The sequence below is a fragment of the Mycobacterium simulans genome (assembly GCF_900232995.1).
Lineage (GTDB): Bacteria > Actinomycetota > Actinomycetes > Mycobacteriales > Mycobacteriaceae > Mycobacterium > Mycobacterium simulans.
The window spans coordinates 393267-410069 of the sequence record NZ_OCVX01000004.1 but is presented as its reverse complement, the minus strand read 5'-3'; the positions used below and the strand labels follow the sequence as shown (position 1 = coordinate 410069).

Below are 16803 nucleotides of genomic sequence, written 5' to 3'. Positions count from 1 at the left end.
GCAGCATAGGGTGCCATGAGTCTGTCCCGCCGCGACAAGATCGCGCGCATGCTGCTGGTCTGGACCGCGATCGCATCCGTGGTGTTGGTGCTCGCCGGATGCATCCGCGTGGTCGGCGGGCGTGCTCGCATGGCTGAGCCGAAGCTGGGCCAGCCGATCGAATGGACACCGTGTCGTTCGTCAAACCCGGGAGTGAAGGTCCCCGGCGGCGCGCTTTGTGGCAAGCTCGCCGTGCCCGTCGACTACGACCATCCCGACGGTGAGGTGGCGTCGCTGGCGTTGATTCGCTTTCCCGCGACCGGAGACAAGATCGGTTCGCTGGTCATCAATCCCGGTGGCCCCGGTGAATCCGGTATAGAGGCCGCACTCGGTGTTTTCCAGACCCTGCCGAAGCGCGTCCACGAACGCTTCGATCTGGTCGGGTTCGACCCACGTGGTGTGGCATCCTCGCGACCCGCGATTTGGTGCAACTCCGATGCGGACAACGACCGGCTGCGGGCCGAGCCGCAGGTTGACTACAGCCAGGCCGGCGTGGCGCGCATTGAGAACGAGACCAAACAATTCGTGCGCCGCTGCGTCGACAAGATGGGCAAGAATTTCCTGGCGAACGTCGGGACGGTCAACGTTGCCAAGGATCTGGATGCCATCCGCGCGGCGCTGGGCGACGACAAGCTGACCTACCTCGGCTACTCGTACGGCACCCGGATCGGCTCGGCCTACGCCGAGGCCTTCCCCCAGCGGGTGCGGGCGATGATCCTCGACGGCGCCGTCGACCCCAACGCCGATCCCATCGAAGCGGATCTACGTCAGGCCAAGGGATTCCAGGGCGCGTTCAATGACTATGCGGCGGACTGCGCTAAGGACTCGAACTGTCCGCTGGGCACCGACCCGGCCAAGGCTGTCGAGGTCTACCACAGCCTGATCGACCCGCTCGTGGACCCGAACAACCTGTCGGTCAGCAGGCCGGCGAAGACTAACGACCCGCGCGGCCTCAGCTATAGCGATGCCATCGTCGGCACGATCATGGCGCTGTACTCCCCGAATCTGTGGCACCACCTGACCGATGCTCTCTCGGAGCTGGTCGACCACCGGGGAGACACCATGCTCGCCCTGGCCGATATGTACATGCGTCGTGATGCACACGGGCATTACAACAATTCCACCGACGCACGGGTCGCGATCAATTGTGTTGATCAGCCGCCGATTACAGACCGAGCCAAGATCATTGACGAAGACCGCCGGTCACGCGAGATTGCACCGTTCATGAGCTACGGCAAGTTCACCGGCGACGCTCCACTGGGTACTTGTGCGTTCTGGCCGGTGCCGCCGACGAGCAAGCCGCATTCCGTCTCCGTGCCCGGTCTGGTGTCGACTGTGGTGGTGTCCACGACCCACGATCCCGCGACGCCCTATCAGGCGGGGGTCGACCTGGCCAAACAACTGCATGGCTCGTTGCTTACCTTCAACGGAACGCAGCACACGGTGGTATTCCAGGGCGATAGCTGCATTGACGACTACGTGACGGTGTACTTGATCGGCGGCAGCACTCCGCCCAGCGGCGCAAAGTGTTAGTCACCGCTCGCCGAGCGTGGTGGTGACACGCTCGGCGAGAGCTGGATGAGATCAAGGCGTGATCGTTTCGCGCCGTCACGGGTACTCATGGGTGACAAGATCAACGGCCATGTGCCGCCTGAGACCGTTGAGCTCGGCGCTGCTGTCGTTTGGGCTGGCGCTCGGCGGGCACGCGACGGCTGCACCGCCTTTGGCCGGTGCCACGCCTGAGGCCGATGCCGGTCAGACCCAGAGCCCCGTTGCACCGGCAGCCGCGCCGCAACAGAGTTGGGGGTCCTGCCGTGAGTTCATCGCGGATGCCAGCAACCTTCCCAGCGCGAAATGCACAACGGTGTCGGTACCGGTCGATTACGACAAACCCGGTGGGGCACAAGCCAAGTTGGCGGTGATCCGGATCCCAGCGACCGGTCAACGTGTCGGATCGCTGCTGATCAATCCGGGAGGACCCGGGGCGTCCGCGGTCGAGATGGTCGCCGGGGTGGCGCCAGAGCTCAAGGACACCGATATCGCCCGACACTTCGACCTGGTGGGCTTTGACCCGAGAGGAGTCGGACACTCGACCCCTGCATTGCGGTGCCGCACCGACGCCGAGTTCGACGCCTACCGGCGCGACCCGATGGTCGATTACAGCCCGGCCGGTGTGGCCCACATCGAGCAGGTCTACCGCGAGTTGGCGCAGCACTGTGTGGACCGGATCGGCCCGGAATTCCTGGCGAACGTCGGCACGGCATCGGCGGCGCGCGATATGGACATGGTCCGCCAAGCGCTGGGTGACGAGCAGATCAACTACCTCGGATACAGCTACGGGACCGAGTTGGGTACCGCCTACATCGAGCGGTTCAGCTCCCATGTGCGGGCGATGGTGCTCGATGGCGCGATCGACCCGACCATCGGTCCCATCGAGGAAACCATCAACCAAATGGCAGGATTCCAAACCGTTTTCAACGATTACGCCGCGGACTGCGCCCGTTCGACGGCCTGCCCGTTGGGAACCGACCCGGCCCAGTGGGTCAACCGCTACCACGCCTTGGTTGACCCGCTGGTCGCGAGGCCGGGTAAGACGTCAGATCCGCGTGGCCTGAGCTACGCCGACGCGACCACGGGCACCATCAACGCGCTCTATACGCCGAGTCATTGGAAGTACCTGACCAGTGGGCTCCTTGGGTTACAGCGCGGCACCGACGCGGGCGACCTGCTGCTGCTCGCCGATGACTACCAAGGCCGGGACCGCCAGGGGCGCTACAACAACGACCAGGACGCGTTCAACGCGATCCGTTGCGTCGACGCGCCGACGCCGACTGATCCAGCGCCTTGGATCGCCGCCGATCGCAAGATCCGCGAGGTCGCTCCGTTCCTGTCGTACGGGCAATTCACCGGTTCGGCCCCGCGCGATCTGTGCGCGCTGTGGCCGGTTCCGGCAACGTCGATACCGCACCCGGCAGCGCCGGCTCCACCGGCCAAGGTCGTCGTGGTCTCCACCACCCACGACCCGGCCACCCCCTACCAAGCCGGGGTCGACCTGGCCCGCCAGCTGGGCGCCCCGCTGATCACCTTCGACGGAACCCAGCACACCGCGGTGTTCGACGGCAACGACTGCGTGGATACCGCCGTGGTGCGGTACCTCGACGGCCTGACCTTGCCGCCGGCGAACTTGCGGTGCTGAACAGCGGCGCGCAAATGCCGTCGGACCAGCTTGCAACGCTTTTGACCGGGCACCGGTAACACGGAATTAACACAACTTGCATAGTGTTCGGGTTATGGATCGACAGAAGGAATTCGTCCTCCGCACCCTGGAGGAACGGGACATCCGCTTCGTCCGGCTCTGGTTCACAGACGTGCTCGGTTTCCTCAAGTCGGTCGCAATCGCCCCAGCAGAGCTCGAAGGCGCATTCGAGGAGGGAATTGGCTTCGACGGATCCTCGATCGAGGGTTTCGCCCGAGTCTCGGAATCCGACACCGTGGCGCATCCCGATCCGTCGACCTTCCAGGTGCTGCCCTGGGCCACCAACTCCGGTCACCACCACTCGGCGCGGATGTTCTGCGACATCACCATGCCGGATGGCTCGCCATCGTGGGCAGACCCGCGACATGTGCTGCGGCGTCAGCTTACGAAGGCCAACGAACTTGGTTTCTCCTGCTACGTACATCCGGAAATCGAATTCTTCCTGCTGAAGTCAGGCCCCGACGATGGGTCGGTACCTGTACCCGTCGACAGCGCCGGCTACTTCGACCAGGCGGTACACGACTCCGCGTCGAATTTTCGCCGCCACGCGATCGAGGCCCTGGAGTTCATGGGAATATCGGTGGAATTCAGCCACCACGAAGGCGCGCCGGGCCAGCAGGAGATCGACTTGCGCTTCGCCGACGCGCTGTCGATGGCCGACAACGTGATGACGTTTCGTTACGTCATCAAAGAAGTCGCGCTCGAAGAGGGTGCGCGGGCATCGTTCATGCCCAAGCCGTTCGGGCAGCACCCGGGCTCGGCGATGCACACCCACATGAGCCTGTTCGAAGGCGAGGTTAACGCCTTCCACAGCGACGACGATCCGCTGCAGCTATCCGAAGTCGGCAAGTCCTTCATCGCCGGGATCCTTGAGCACGCCTCTGAGATCAGTGCGGTCACCAACCAATGGGTCAACTCCTACAAACGGCTCGTGCAGGGCGGGGAGGCACCCACCGCCGCCTCATGGGGGGCCGCCAACCGGTCCGCGCTGGTTCGGGTGCCGATGTACACGCCGCACAAGACCTCGTCGCGGCGGATCGAGGTGCGCAGCCCAGATTCGGCGTGCAACCCATACCTGACGTTCGCCGTACTGCTGGCCGCTGGACTGCGTGGGGTGGAGAAGGGCTACGTGCTGGGCCCGCAGGCCGAGGACAACGTGTGGGATCTAACGCCCGAGGAACGCCGGACCATGGGATACCGCGAACTTCCGTCCAGTCTGGACAGTGCGCTACGCGCCATGGAGGCCTCCGAGCTCGTCGCGGAGGCCTTGGGGGAGCATGTTTTTGATTTCTTCTTGCGCAATAAGCGAACAGAGTGGGCCAACTATCGCAGCCACGTCACCCCCTACGAGCTGAGCACCTACCTGTCGCTCTAGACCGGCCCTAACCCACATCCTGTTTTGCAGGGGCGGCAGCGTCTTGCGCTACCGTCAGTGTCGTGGGCGCCACTCCTCCTCATCGCTTGGTCCCCCGCGCGGCTGCGCGGCTGGGGGTGCCCCCACTGCATCGTCGGTGGCGCGAGTCGTGACCAAACCCGCGACGCAGCGACCCAAGTTGCCCAGCGTCGGCCGGCTCGGATTGATCGATCCGCGGGCAGGCGCTCGTTTGACGCAGCTGGGTTGGGATAACGAGGACGACCAGCTCTGCGTCGATCTGCTGTGGTCGTTGTCGCGCGCCGCGGACGCCGACGCCGCGCTAGCGGCGGTAGTCCGACTGGCCGAGAACCCAGCCACCGGATGGGACGAGCTGAATGCGGCCCTGCTCACCGAGCGCAGCCTGCGTGGGCGGTTGTTCGCGGTGCTGGGTTCATCGCTGGCCTTGGGCGAGCACCTCGCCGCCCATCCACAGTCGTGGAAGCTGCTGCGGGGCAACGTCAAACTGCCTTCCCGCGACGAGATGGAGGAGTCATTCAGCGAGCGCATCGAGGCGGCCTCGGATGCGTCGGGGGCTCCCAGCGCGGTGGTGCACCGATTGCGCGCCCGTTACCGCGACCACCTGTTGATACTGGCCGCCCTTGATTTGGCCGCGACGGTCGAAGACGAGCCGGTGCTGCCGTTCACCGTGGTCGGTGCCCAGTTGGCCGACATCGCGGACGCCGCGCTAGCGGCCGCGCTGCGGGTGGCTGAGGCGACCGTGTGCGGCGACCGCACGCCACCGCGTCTGGCGGTCATCGCGATGGGCAAATGCGGTGCGCGAGAACTGAATTACGTCAGTGACGTCGACGTGATCTTCGTTGCTGAGCGCGCCGATCCGCTCAGCACCCGCGTCGCCAGCGAGATGATGCGGGTGGCGTCGACGGCGTTCTTTGAGGTGGACGCCGGGTTGCGGCCGGAGGGCCGCAGTGGGGAGTTGGTTCGCACGCTCGATTCGCACGTCGCGTACTACCAGCGCTGGGCCAAGACCTGGGAGTTCCAGGCATTGCTGAAAGCCCGCCCCGCGGCCGGCGACATGGGACTTGGCGAGCGCTACATAAAGGCCTTGATGCCGATGGTTTGGACCGCATGCGAGCGTGAGGACTTTGTGGTTGAGGTGCAGGCGATGCGGCGCCGTGTCGAGCAGTTGGTGCCCGCCGACGTCCGTGGCCGCGAACTCAAGCTCGGTAGTGGCGGATTGCGTGACGTGGAGTTTGCCGTGCAGCTACTGCAGCTGGTGCACGGCCGCAGCGACGACTCGCTGCACGTGGCCTCCACCGTTAACGCACTGGCGGCGTTGAGCGAAGGCGGTTACATCGGGCGCGAAGACGCCGCGAATCTGACCGCCTCGTATGAGTTCCTCCGACTGCTCGAGCACCGACTGCAGCTGCAACGGCTCAAGCGCACCCATTTGCTGCCCGAGGCCGACGACGAAGAAGCGGTGCGCTGGCTTGCGCGTGCGGCTCATATCCGGCCCGACGGTCGGCACGACGCGGCCGGGGTGCTGCGCGAGGAACTCAAACACCAAAGCGTGCGGGTATCCCGTCTGCACGCCAAGCTCTTCTACCAACCGCTGCTGGAATCGATCGGCCCAGCCGGGCTGCAGATCGCCCCCGGCATGACGTCGGAGGCCGCGGAACGTCAGCTGGCTGCGCTGGGCTACGTGGGGCCGCAGACCGCGTTGAAGCACATGTCGGCGTTGGTCAATCAGAGCGGCCGGCGTGGACGGGTGCAGTCGGTGTTGCTGCCCCGGCTGCTGGACTGGATGTCGTACGCGCCCGATCCCGACGGTGGGCTGCTGGCCTATCGCCGGCTCAGCGATGCACTGGCAACCCACAGTTGGTACCTGTCGACGCTGCGCGACAAGCCCGCTGTGGCCAGGCGGCTCATGCATGTACTGGGGACTTCTGCGTATGTGCCGGATCTGTTGATGCGGGCGCCGGAGGTCATCCAACATTACAGTGACGGGCCGTCCGGACCGAAGTTGCTCGAAACCGAGCCCGCTGCGGTGGCTCGCGCTCTGATCGCCTCGGCGGGCCGCCACCCCGAGCCGGCGCGGGCCATAGCCGCCGCGCGCACGCTGCGCCGTCGCGAGCTGGCACGGATCGGTTCGGCAGACCTTCTCGGCCTGCTCGAGGTCACCGACGTGTGCCGCGCGCTCACGTCGGTGTGGGTGGCGGTGCTGCAGGCCGCGCTCGACGCAACGATCCGGGCCAACCTTCCCGAAGATGGCCACGCCCCCGCGGCCATCGCGGTCATCGGCATGGGCCGCCTGGGCGGTGCCGAGCTGGGCTACGGCTCGGATGCCGATGTGATGTTCGTCTGCGATCCGGCAACCGGCGTCGATGATTCGCAGGCAGTTAAGTGGTCGACAAGCGTCGCCGAGCAGATTCGGACACAGCTGGGGACTCCGAGCGTTGACCCGCCTTTAGAGGTGGACGCCAATCTGCGACCCGAGGGCCGCAATGGTCCGTTGGTCCGAACGCTGGGGTCCTACGCCGCTTACTACGAGCAATGGGCGCAGCCGTGGGAAATCCAGGCGCTGCTGCGCGCGCACGCGGTCGCCGGCGACGCGGAGCTGGGTCAGCGGTTCCTGCTGATGGCCGACAAGACGCGCTATCCGCCCGACGGCGTGTCGGCCGAGGCGGTGCGGGAGATTCGCCGCATCAAGGCGCGCATCGAGTCCGAGCGGTTGCCGCGCGGCGCCGACCCCAACACGCACACCAAGCTGGGGCGCGGGGGACTGGCCGACATCGAATGGACCGTGCAGTTGATGCAGCTGCGCCACGCGCATGAGGTCCCGGCCCTGCACAACACCTCGACGCTGGAATCCCTGGACGCGATCGCCGCGGCGGGGCTGGTTGCCGCGGAAGAAGTGGAGCTACTGCGTCAGGCCTGGCTGACCGCCACCCGGGCCCGCAACGCGCTGGTGCTGGTCCGCGGTAAGCCGACCGATCAGCTGCCGGGACCGGGACGTCAGCTCAATGCGGTCGCGGTCGCCGCGGGCTGGCGAAACGACGACGGTGGGGAATTCCTGGATAACTATCTGCGCGTGACGCGACGCGCAAAAGCGGTCGTGCGCAAAGTGTTCGGGAGCTAAGCAGGAGGCTGATGGGTGGACGCCGCATTCGAGGTCCTCAGCGAATCCGAGCTTGGCCGGGTGACGGCTATGTATGCCCCGTTGGCCGAAGCGGTTCGAGACCTCATCGAGGCAACCATCCGAACCCAAGCTGACGACGACGTCATCCAGGAGGCGCGGACCACGATCGAGGCGGTGACCGAGTCGTTGCGCAGTCAACGCGTCCGCCCGGTCGGCGTGACCTACCGCGTTGACGGTCGGCCGTTGCCATTGGGCAATGCCGCGACCGGCCCGTGCAATCCGATAGCCCCGCCATTGGTTGTCCATCACGATGACGGGCGGTGCTGGAGTGAGTTTGTCCTCGGCACGGCCTACGAGGGCCCGCCGAGCCTCGTGCATGGCGGTGTTTGCGCGCTAGTGCTTGACCACATGCTCGGCGAGGCGGCGAGCGGTGGACTGACCAAGCCGTTGTTCACCGGAACTATCACCGTGAAGTACCTTCGCGGCACTCCGCTGGGCCCACTTCGCGCCGAAGCCTTTGTCGAACGCAGCGAGGGTGTCAAAGCCTTTGCGCGGGGCTTTATTTCGGACGCTGCGGGGGTGACAGCGGAAGCGGAGGGTGTTTTCATCAAGCCGGCGTGGGCTCGGGACGTCGAATGAAGTTCTACATCAGCAGCGCCTTCTTGAATACCGCAGAGATCATCGAGATCGCCAAGGCCGCCGATGAACTCGGCTACGACGGCATCGGAATCCCCGACCACGTCGTCAACCTGGAGACCCTGGCCACTCCGTATCCATACACCAAAGACGGGCAACGACGGTGGCAGCCGTTCACCGACTGGCCCGACCCCTGGGTTCTCGTGGGGGCGCTTGCCCAGGTTACGACGCGGTTGCGGTTCGTCACCACGGTATACATTCCCGCGATGCGCAATCCCTACTCGGCCGCGAAAGCCATTGGTACAGCGGCGCTTTTGGCATCCGGCCGAGTGGAGCTGGGTATCGGAGTCGGCTGGTGTTCCGAGGAGTTCGCTTTGATGGGCGAGCAGTTCGCGGGCCGCGGCAAACGCACCGACGAAATGCTCGACCTGATGCGGGCGCTGTGGGAACCGGGCTGGACTGAATTCGACGGCGAGTTCTACCAGGCGCCGCGGCTGGAGATGCAACCAACCCCGCCGCCAATACCGATCTATGTCGGCGGACTAAGTGACATCGCGCTACGCCGTGCCGCGCGCCACGACGGCTGGATCGGGGACCTGATCAAGACCGAACGGGCGATCGAGGCGGTGGGCCGATTGCGCGAGTTGCGGCTCGAAAATGGGCTGTCTCTAGACGATTTCACCATCTTGACGCCGCTGACCGACGCCTTCACCATCGCCGATTATCAGCGCGCAGCGGATGCTGGCATCACCGGCATCATCACCATGCCGTGGATGTTCTACGCCGGGCCGGATGCCGGCTTGCCCGAGAAAATTGACGGGATGCGGCGCTTTCGTAAGGACCTCGCGCTGGACTAATGGCGAGCAGACGCAAAGGCCCCCATTTCGGTACCGAAATGGGGGCCTTTGCGCCTGCTCGCGGTCGGTGACCCGGCTTAAACGTCGAAGTACAGCGCGAACTCGTACGGGTGCGGCCGGATGTTGACCGGGTCGATCTCCTGCTCGCGCTTGAAGCTGATCCACGTCTCGATCAGGTCGGGCGTGAACACGCCGCCCTCGGTGAGGTATTCGTGGTCGGCCTCCAGACGGTCGATGACCGCGGCCAGCTGGGTGGGGGCCTGCGGGATGTTCGCGGCCGCCTCCGGTGGCAGCTCGTAGAGGTCCTTGTCGACCGGCGCTTGCGGCTCGATCTTGTTCTTGATCCCGTCCAGGCCCGCCATCAGCATGGCGGAGAACGCCAGATACGGGTTGCCCGACGAGTCGGGGCAACGGAACTCCAGTCGCTTGGCCTTCGGGTTGCTGCCGGTGATCGGGATACGCACGCACGCCGAGCGGTTACGTTGGCTGTACACCAGGTTGATCGGGGCCTCGTAGCCGGGAACGAGCCGCTTGTAGGAGTTCACCGTCGGGTTGGTGAACGCCAGCAGCGACGGCGCGTGGTGCAGCAGGCCGCCGATGTAGTGACGGGCGGTGTCCGACAGACCGGCATAGCCCGTCTCGTCGTACATCAGTGGGCTGCCGTCCTTCCACAGCGACTGGTGGGTGTGCATACCGGAGCCGTTGTCGCCGAACAGCGGCTTGGGCATGAACGTGACGGTCTTACCGTTGTGCCACGCGGTGTTCTTGACGATGTACTTGTACAGCTGCATGTCGTCAGCCGCGTGCAGCAGCGTGTTGAACTTGTAGTTGATCTCGGCCTGGCCGCCGGTGCCCACCTCGTGGTGGCCCTTCTCCAGGGTGAAGCCGGCATTGATCAGGTTGGTCAACATCTTGTCGCGCAGGTCGACGTACTGGTCGTTAGGGGCTACCGGGAAATACCCGCCCTTGTGGCGGACCTTGTAGCCGCGGTTGGGGCTGCCGTCGGCCTCGGTCGGCGCGCCGGTGTTCCACCATCCGGAGATGGCGTCCACCTCGTAGAACGACCCGTTGGCGCGCGAGTCGAAGCTGACCGAGTCGAAGATGTAGAACTCGGCCTCGGCACCGAAGTACGCGGTGTCGGCGATGCCGGTGCTGATCAGGTAGTTCTCGGCCTTGCGGGCGATGTTGCGCGGGTCGCGCGAGTACGGCTCGAGCGTGAACGGGTCATGCACGAAGAAGTTGAGGTTCAGCGTCTTGGCCTCGCGGAAGGGGTCGATGCGCGCGGTGCTCGGGTCGGGAAGCAGCAGCATGTCGGACTCGTGGATCGACTGGAATCCGCGAATCGACGAGCCGTCGAAGGCCAGGCCGTCGTCGAATACGGTCTTGTCGAACGCCGAAGCCGGGATCGTGAAGTGCTGCATGATGCCGGGCAGGTCACAGAACCGGACGTCGACGAACTCGACGTTCTCGTCCTTGGCGAGTTTGAAGACGTCGTCGGGCGTCAATTCCGTCACAGAATGCTCCTTTACTTGGTAATTCGCGGCCGACGCTATGGAGCCGTTGTTGCCCGTCAGTCAACCCCGTGTTGCGCAGAAGTTACGTGACCAAGGCGCCCACGATAGAACCCGGGCTGACGCCTAACCCTATTGTGAAGCCATGGCCCGCAAGATCGTATCTGGTCCGTTGTCGAGGTTACGCGGGCTGCCCCAGACTCATGGATTGCGGGCAATCGGAGCCGGTCGATGACGCCTGAATCGGCTCCCGGATACCCCGGCGAAACGCTCGGATTACCGCAGACCGGACCAGGTTCACTGGCGCCGATGGGGCGCCGATTTGTGGCGCTGCTGATCGACTGGCTGATCGCCTACGGCCTTGCCCTGCTGGGTTTGGAGCTAGGCGTCGTCTCCCAGGCAATGTTGGCGACGGTGGTGTTGGTCATCTGGCTGGTGCTGGGCGTGGTGTCGGTGCGCCTGTTCGGTTTCACCCCAGGCCAGTTGGCGCTGGGTCTTGCGGTGGCGTCGGTGGACGGCCGAGTCCCCGTGGGAGTTGGCCGGCTGGCGGTCCGTGGCGTGCTGATCGGGCTGGTAATCCCGCCCTTATTCACGGACTCGGACCTGCGCGGCTTGCAGGACCGACTAACCGGCACCGCGGTCGTCCGGCGTTAAGGCCTCCTACTTGCGGCGCACCGTGCGCTGTACGCCGCGCATCTTGCCCTGGCTGGGCAGCGGCCCCTTCGGCATCACGCCCGCACCGGCCCGCGAACCCAGTGCGGCCAGGCGCGACTCCAGGGTGTCCATTTGCTTGGCGCTGATGTTGGCCGGAAGGCGGGTGAGATGGCGTTCCAACTTGGCCAGCGGCACCTCGCCGTCGCCGTTGCCGACGATGATGTCGTAAATCGGCACGTCGCCCACCAGTCGCGCCGTGCGCTTCTTCTCTTGGGCCAGCAGCGGTTTGACTCGCGCCGCCGATCCCTCCGCGACAAGGATGACGCCGGGCCGTCCGATCACCCGATGTACGGCGTCGAAATTGCCGGTGGCTGCCACCCCCGGGCTCACCCGCCACTTGCCGCGCAGGTTGTCGAGGGCCCAGGCCGCTGCGCCGGTTTGGCCTTCGGCTTTGCGGTAGACCGATCGTTGGGCTCGCCGGCCAAAGATGATGAACGCCACCAGCGCCCCGAGCAGCACGCCCAGCGGGATCATCGTGATCATGGTGAACCCTCCGGCCCACACACCCACCGCCACCGACACGCCCACGATCAGCACAAACGCACCGATCATGTATGGCAGCAGGCGCTTGTCCTCCTTGCGCTGGATCGTGAAGGCCTGCCACAACTGACTGCGGCGCTGCCGAGCGGCGGCCTTACGGGCAGCCTTTGCCTGTTGTTTGGCAGCCTTGTTCTCGGCGGCATTTCGGGGTTTCGCCATAGTGTTCAAGAATACGTACGAGTACGGGCCTGCTCGTAAAGCCGTCGCGCCCGGTAGGACGATCGCACCAACGGCCCAGCCAACACTCCTGCGAAGCCCAGGCTTTCGGCGTATTGCGCGTGCTCGACGAACTCCTCGGGCGGCACCCAACGCTCAATCGGGTGGTGGCGCGTCGACGGCCGCAGGTACTGGGTGATGGTGACGATGTCGCAGCCCGCGGTGTGCAGATCGGCCAGGGCGGTGCGGACCTCGTCAATGGATTCGCCTAGCCCGAGGATGAGGTTGCTCTTGGTGACCAGGCCGAAGTCGCGTGCTGCGGTGATGACACCGAGGCTGCGCTGGTAGGTGAAGGCGGGCCGGATCCGTTTGAAGATGCGAGGCACGGTTTCGACGTTGTGCGCCAGTACTTCCGGGCGGGCACCGAAGACCTCCGCAAGCCGGCCGGGCTCGCCGTTGAAGTCGGGAATTAGCAGTTCGACGCCGGTCTGCGGATTGAGCTCTTTGATGGCACGGACGGTCTCCGCATACAGCCACGCTCCGCCGTCGGGCAGGTCGTCACGGGCCACGCCGGTGACGGTGGCATAGCGTAGTCCCATCGTGTGGACGCTTTCAGCGACCCGTCGCGGCTCGTCGCGGTCCAACGCGGCAGGCTTGCCGGTGTCGATCTGGCAGAAGTCGCAACGGCGGGTGCACTGGTCACCACCTATGAGGAAGGTGGCTTCCCGGTCCTCCCAGCATTCGAAGATGTTGGGGCAGCCGGCCTCTTCGCAGACCGTGTGCAGACCCTCGCGCCGGACCAGGTTTTTCAGCTCGGTGTATTCCGGTCCCATTCGAAGCCGCGTCTTGATCCACGGCGGCTTGCGCTCGATCGGCGTCTGCGCATTGCGCACTTCCAGGCGCAAAAGCTTCCGGCCTTCGGGAGCGACAGTCACATCGCCCAGTTTAAGCGGAGGCTACGCGGGCGGCGTCATGTTCACTCACTGGCAGCACACCGTCCAGTGCTTCGCAGACGGCGTCGGCGACGGCCGGGCGGACCTCCTCGACAGCGACCTTGCGTCCGAGTGCGGCGGACAACGACGTCACCCCGGCGTCGGTGATGCCGCAGGGCACGATCGCGGCGAACGCGTCCAAATCGCAATCGCAGTTGAGCGCAAATCCGTGCAGCGTCGTCGCGCGCGATACCCGGACACCGATGGCAGCGACCTTGCGCGCCGGCCGTCCGGGCACCCACACCCCGGAGCGTCCGTCGATCCGGCCCGCGTTCAGGCCCAGATCACTGCACACCTGGATCAATGATTCCTCAAGGCGCCGAACGTAGTTCACCACGTCGAGCGGTTCGGCCAGCCCGATGATCGGGTAACCGACCAGCTGACCGGGGCCGTGCCAGGTGATCTTGCCACCGCGGTCGGTGTCGACAACGGGGGCGCCATTCACGGGTCGTTCGTGCGGCAGCGTCCGCCGACCGGCGGTGTAGACGGAAGGGTGTTCCAACAGCAGCAAGGTGTCGGCGCCGCCCGCGACCCTGGCTTCGGCCAGGTCACGCTGCAGCTGCCAGGCGGTGCGGTAATCGATCGTCGACAGCTGTCGAACGTCGATCGCGGCCGAGCTCGACCGGATGGAACCCGTCACGGTGACGAGGCTACCCGGCGCTCTCCCTGCCCCGGGCTGGTGGCGAGCGTCACGCCAGTGCGACGCTGGATTGCCGCGGCCGCGCTAGCGTGCGACGTTCGTTGCGCCTAATCCTGATGGCGTCGTGCGGTGGCGTAGCTGAGTGCCTCGCCAATTGTGTTGTGGTGGAATTGGAAACCGGCTCGTTCCAGCGCGGCTGGGATGACACGCTGACCGGTGAGCAGGCCCTCGTCGGCGAACTCGCCGAGCGCGGCGCGTACCGCGAAACCGGGCAGCGCCAACGGGGTTGGGCGATTGACGGCGCGGCCGAATGCGGTGGTGAATTCGGCGTTGGTAACGGGCGCGGGCCCGGTCAGGTTCACCGGGCCGGCCAGTGTGGGATGCGAGATGGCGAACAGCAGTGCCCGAACCTCGTCCTCAAGGCTGATCCACGACATGTATTGACGGCCGCTACCCAGCCGGGCTCCGAGGCCCACCGAGAACAGCGGCCGCATCCGGCGCAGCGCACCTCCCGCGGGGGCCAGCACCAGCCCGGTGCGGGCCAGCACGACGCGGGTACCGGCGTATTGGGCGGGCAGCGTGGCGGCTTCCCAGTCCACACATAGCTGGGCCAGGAAACCTTTTCCCGCTGAGTTGTTTTCGTCGACGACGCGGTCCCTGGTGTTTCCGTAGTAGCCGACCGCGCTGGCATTGATCAGAGCGCCGACGCCAGCGTCGGCGACGGCGGCGGACAACACTTCGGTGGGCGCGATCCGGCTATCTCGCAGGCTTTGTTTGAAGGCCCCCGACCACCGGCGCTGACCGATGTTGACGCCACACAGGTTGACCACGACGTCGACATCGGTGAGCACGTCAGGATCGAACTCGCCGCTCTCGGGATTCCAGTGCAGTTCTTCGGAATTCGCCGGCGCCCGGCGCACGATGCGAAATACCGGGTGGTCGGCAGCGCGCAAAGCCGCGGTCAGAGCGGAGCCGATCAAGCCAGACGAACCTGCTATCGCGACAGTGGCCTTGGGGGCTTGGGGGGCTTGGGCCACGTTCACAGCCCTAGATCGGCCTCGAACGCTCCCTCTTCGAGCCGATGTTTGATGGTGGTGAGGAAACGTCCGGCGTCGGCGCCGTCGATAAGTCGATGGTCATAGGTCAACGGCAGGTAGCAGACCGAGCGGACCCCAATCGACTCGTTGCCGCTGCTATCGACGATCACCCGGGGCCGCTTGACGATGGCCCCGGTGCCCAGCATGGCGGCCTGAGGCGGAACCAGGATCGGCGTATCGAACAAGGCCCCCTGGCTGCCGATGTTGGTGATGGTGAAGGTGCCACCGGACAACTCGTCGGGTTTCAAGTTGCTCGAGCGTGCGCGGGTAGCGATGTCGGCGATTGCGCGGGCCAAGCCGGCCAGTGATAAGTCACCGGCGTTGTGGATGACGGGGGAGAGCAGGCCCTGCTCGGTGTCGACGGCGAACCCGAGGTGTTCGGCGTCGTAGTAGGTGATCTCCTTGGTGTCCTCGTTGTAGCTGGCGTTGATGTTGGGGTGAATCTTGAGGGCGTCGATCACCGCCCTGGCGATGAACGGCAGGAAGGTCAGGTTCACGCCCTCGCGTTCGGCGAACGCGGTCTTGGCCTTGGCGCGCAGGGCCACGATCTTGGTCATGTCGACTTCGTGCGTCTGGGTGAGTTGCGCCGTGGCCAGCAGGGATTCGCGGGTCTTGTTGGCCGTGATCTGGCGGATCCGGCTGGCCTTCTGCGTGGTGCCCCGTAAGTGGGCAAGCGCGGGCGGCGCGGCCGTTGCCGCCGGCGCAGCGGTGGGCGCCTGGGCCGCCGGCGCCGGCTTGGCGGCTGTTTTCTTCTGTTCGGCTGCAGCGAGCACGTCTTGCTTACGGATGCGACCGCCCACGCCGGTGCCCTTGACTTCGGCGAGGTCGATGTTGTTTTCGCTCGCCAGCTTTCGCACCAGCGGGGTCACATACGGGGTGCCTTCGGATTCGGCGGTCGGCTGAGGCGGCGCCGGCTCGGCCTTCGGCGCAGGCTCGGGTGTGGGTTCGGGTTCGGGCTTGGGCGTCGCCTGGGCCGCAGGTTCGGGTTTTGGCTCGGGCTTCGCCTCGGGTGTTGGCTTTGGTTCCGGCTTGGGGGCAGCGGGCGGTGCGGCGCCAGTATCGGCGCCAACCCGTGCCAGCTCGCCACCAACCTGGACCACGTCGTCCTCGTCGGCGGTGATGCTGACCAGAACGCCTGCCACCGGGGACGGGATCTCGGTGTCGACCTTATCGGTGGACACCTCCACCAGGGGCTCGTCAACCTGAACCGAATCCCCGACCTTCTTCAGCCAGCGGGTCACCGTGCCCTCGGTCACCGACTCACCGAGCTCAGGCATCAGCACCGGCGTCGCGTCGCGACGTTCCGCGGAAGGCGCTTGGGCCGGCGCCGATTCTGGTTCGGGCTCAGGCTCGGGTTGCGCCTCCGGTTCCGCTTGAGCGGGGGGCGCCGGCGCGGCCTCAGGTTCCCGCTGGGGTGGCGCGGCGGCTTCTTCGCCATCGGCGGAGTCGCCGATCAGTGCGAGTTCACCGCCGACCTCGACCGTGTCGTCCTCCTGGGCGATGATCTTGGTCAGCACACCGGCGGCCGGCGACGGGATTTCGGTGTCGACCTTGTCGGTCGAAACCTCGACGAGGGGCTCGTCGAGTTCGACCGTATCGCCTTCCTGCTTGAGCCACCGCGTGACAGTTCCCTCGGTGACGCTCTCACCAAGTGCCGGCATCTGGACTGAGAAGGCCATCTCTATTGACTCCTGGATCGGTCGTCGGTCGGCACAAAATTGATCTCTGGCTTACCACACCGTCGCGAACCAGGTGCGGAACCCAACGTCGAAACTATCCTGTCACTGCGCCTTTGTCGGCACCCAGCCAGGGCCAATTGACGGTCGGACCGCCTTGCTACGGTGTGGCAACTGG

Annotated in this window: 13 protein-coding genes; 7 read left to right on the top strand and 6 right to left on the bottom strand. The window is 65.6% G+C overall.

All coding sequences use genetic code 11. The features are described 5' to 3' along the window. Positions 1-15 precede the first annotated feature (15 nt). The 6 genes from MSIMFI_RS17965 to MSIMFI_RS17940 all read left to right on the top strand — a co-directional run bounded on the left by MSIMFI_RS17965 (position 16) and on the right by MSIMFI_RS17940 (position 9299). Complete coding sequence (locus tag MSIMFI_RS17965; protein ID WP_191498473.1) at positions 16-1572, top strand: alpha/beta hydrolase; 1557 nt, start codon at positions 16-18, stop codon at positions 1570-1572. Positions 1573-1681: 109 nt separating this feature from the next. After that, positions 1682-3235, top strand: a complete 1554-nt coding sequence (locus tag MSIMFI_RS17960) for an alpha/beta hydrolase (protein ID WP_191498472.1) — start codon at positions 1682-1684, stop codon at positions 3233-3235. 94 nt (positions 3236-3329) lie between these two features. Continuing rightward, positions 3330-4670: a type I glutamate--ammonia ligase gene (gene glnA / locus MSIMFI_RS17955; protein WP_186243660.1), complete on the top strand. Its 1341-nt coding sequence runs from the start codon at positions 3330-3332 to the stop codon at positions 4668-4670. Between the two features lie 136 nt (positions 4671-4806). Beyond that, positions 4807-7806: a bifunctional [glutamine synthetase] adenylyltransferase/[glutamine synthetase]-adenylyl-L-tyrosine phosphorylase gene (locus tag MSIMFI_RS17950; protein ID WP_191498471.1), complete on the top strand. Its 3000-nt coding sequence runs from the start codon at positions 4807-4809 to the stop codon at positions 7804-7806. Between the two features lie 15 nt (positions 7807-7821). Then, the gene (locus MSIMFI_RS17945; RefSeq protein WP_224770303.1) at positions 7822-8445 is read left to right on the top strand and encodes a PaaI family thioesterase; all 624 of its coding nucleotides are present in this window, start codon (positions 7822-7824) and stop codon (positions 8443-8445) included. Then, a complete protein-coding gene (locus tag MSIMFI_RS17940; protein WP_191498470.1) occupies positions 8442-9299 on the top strand; it encodes a TIGR03619 family F420-dependent LLM class oxidoreductase in 858 nt (285 codons plus the stop codon). Before MSIMFI_RS17945 ends, MSIMFI_RS17940 begins: the two co-directional genes overlap by 4 nt. Before the next feature lie 77 nt (positions 9300-9376). Here the strand turns inward: MSIMFI_RS17940 and glnA (MSIMFI_RS17935) are convergent, their stop codons facing one another. Then, entirely contained in the window at positions 9377-10813 is a 1437-nt protein-coding gene (gene glnA, locus MSIMFI_RS17935) for a type I glutamate--ammonia ligase (RefSeq protein WP_191498469.1), read from the bottom strand. Between the two features lie 228 nt (positions 10814-11041). Here glnA (MSIMFI_RS17935) and MSIMFI_RS17930 point away from each other — a divergent pair, with 228 nt between their 5' ends. Then, entirely contained in the window at positions 11042-11464 is a 423-nt protein-coding gene (locus MSIMFI_RS17930; protein WP_191498468.1) for an RDD family protein, read from the top strand. Positions 11465-11470: 6 nt separating this feature from the next. Here the strand turns inward: MSIMFI_RS17930 and MSIMFI_RS17925 are convergent, their stop codons facing one another. The 5 genes from MSIMFI_RS17925 to sucB form a co-directional block, all read right to left on the bottom strand. Continuing rightward, positions 11471-12223 carry a DUF4191 domain-containing protein gene (locus MSIMFI_RS17925; RefSeq protein ID WP_191498467.1) on the bottom strand — a complete coding sequence of 251 codons (753 nt, stop codon included), beginning with the start codon at positions 12221-12223 and terminating at the stop codon, positions 11471-11473. Positions 12224-12228: 5 nt separating this feature from the next. After that, complete coding sequence (gene lipA, locus MSIMFI_RS17920; RefSeq protein WP_191498466.1) at positions 12229-13155, bottom strand: lipoyl synthase; 927 nt, start codon at positions 13153-13155, stop codon at positions 12229-12231. A gap of 10 nt (positions 13156-13165) precedes the next feature. Beyond that, positions 13166-13852, bottom strand: coding sequence for a lipoyl(octanoyl) transferase LipB (gene lipB, locus MSIMFI_RS17915; RefSeq protein ID WP_191498465.1), 687 nt, complete (start codon positions 13850-13852; stop codon positions 13166-13168). 107 nt (positions 13853-13959) lie between these two features. Then, positions 13960-14889: a TIGR01777 family oxidoreductase gene (locus MSIMFI_RS17910; RefSeq protein ID WP_186243652.1), complete on the bottom strand. Its 930-nt coding sequence runs from the start codon at positions 14887-14889 to the stop codon at positions 13960-13962. A 2-nt stretch (positions 14890-14891) separates the two neighbouring features. Continuing rightward, positions 14892-16628, bottom strand: coding sequence for a 2-oxoglutarate dehydrogenase, E2 component, dihydrolipoamide succinyltransferase (sucB, locus tag MSIMFI_RS17905; protein ID WP_191498464.1), 1737 nt, complete (start codon positions 16626-16628; stop codon positions 14892-14894). Between the last annotated feature and the right edge of the window lie 175 nt (positions 16629-16803).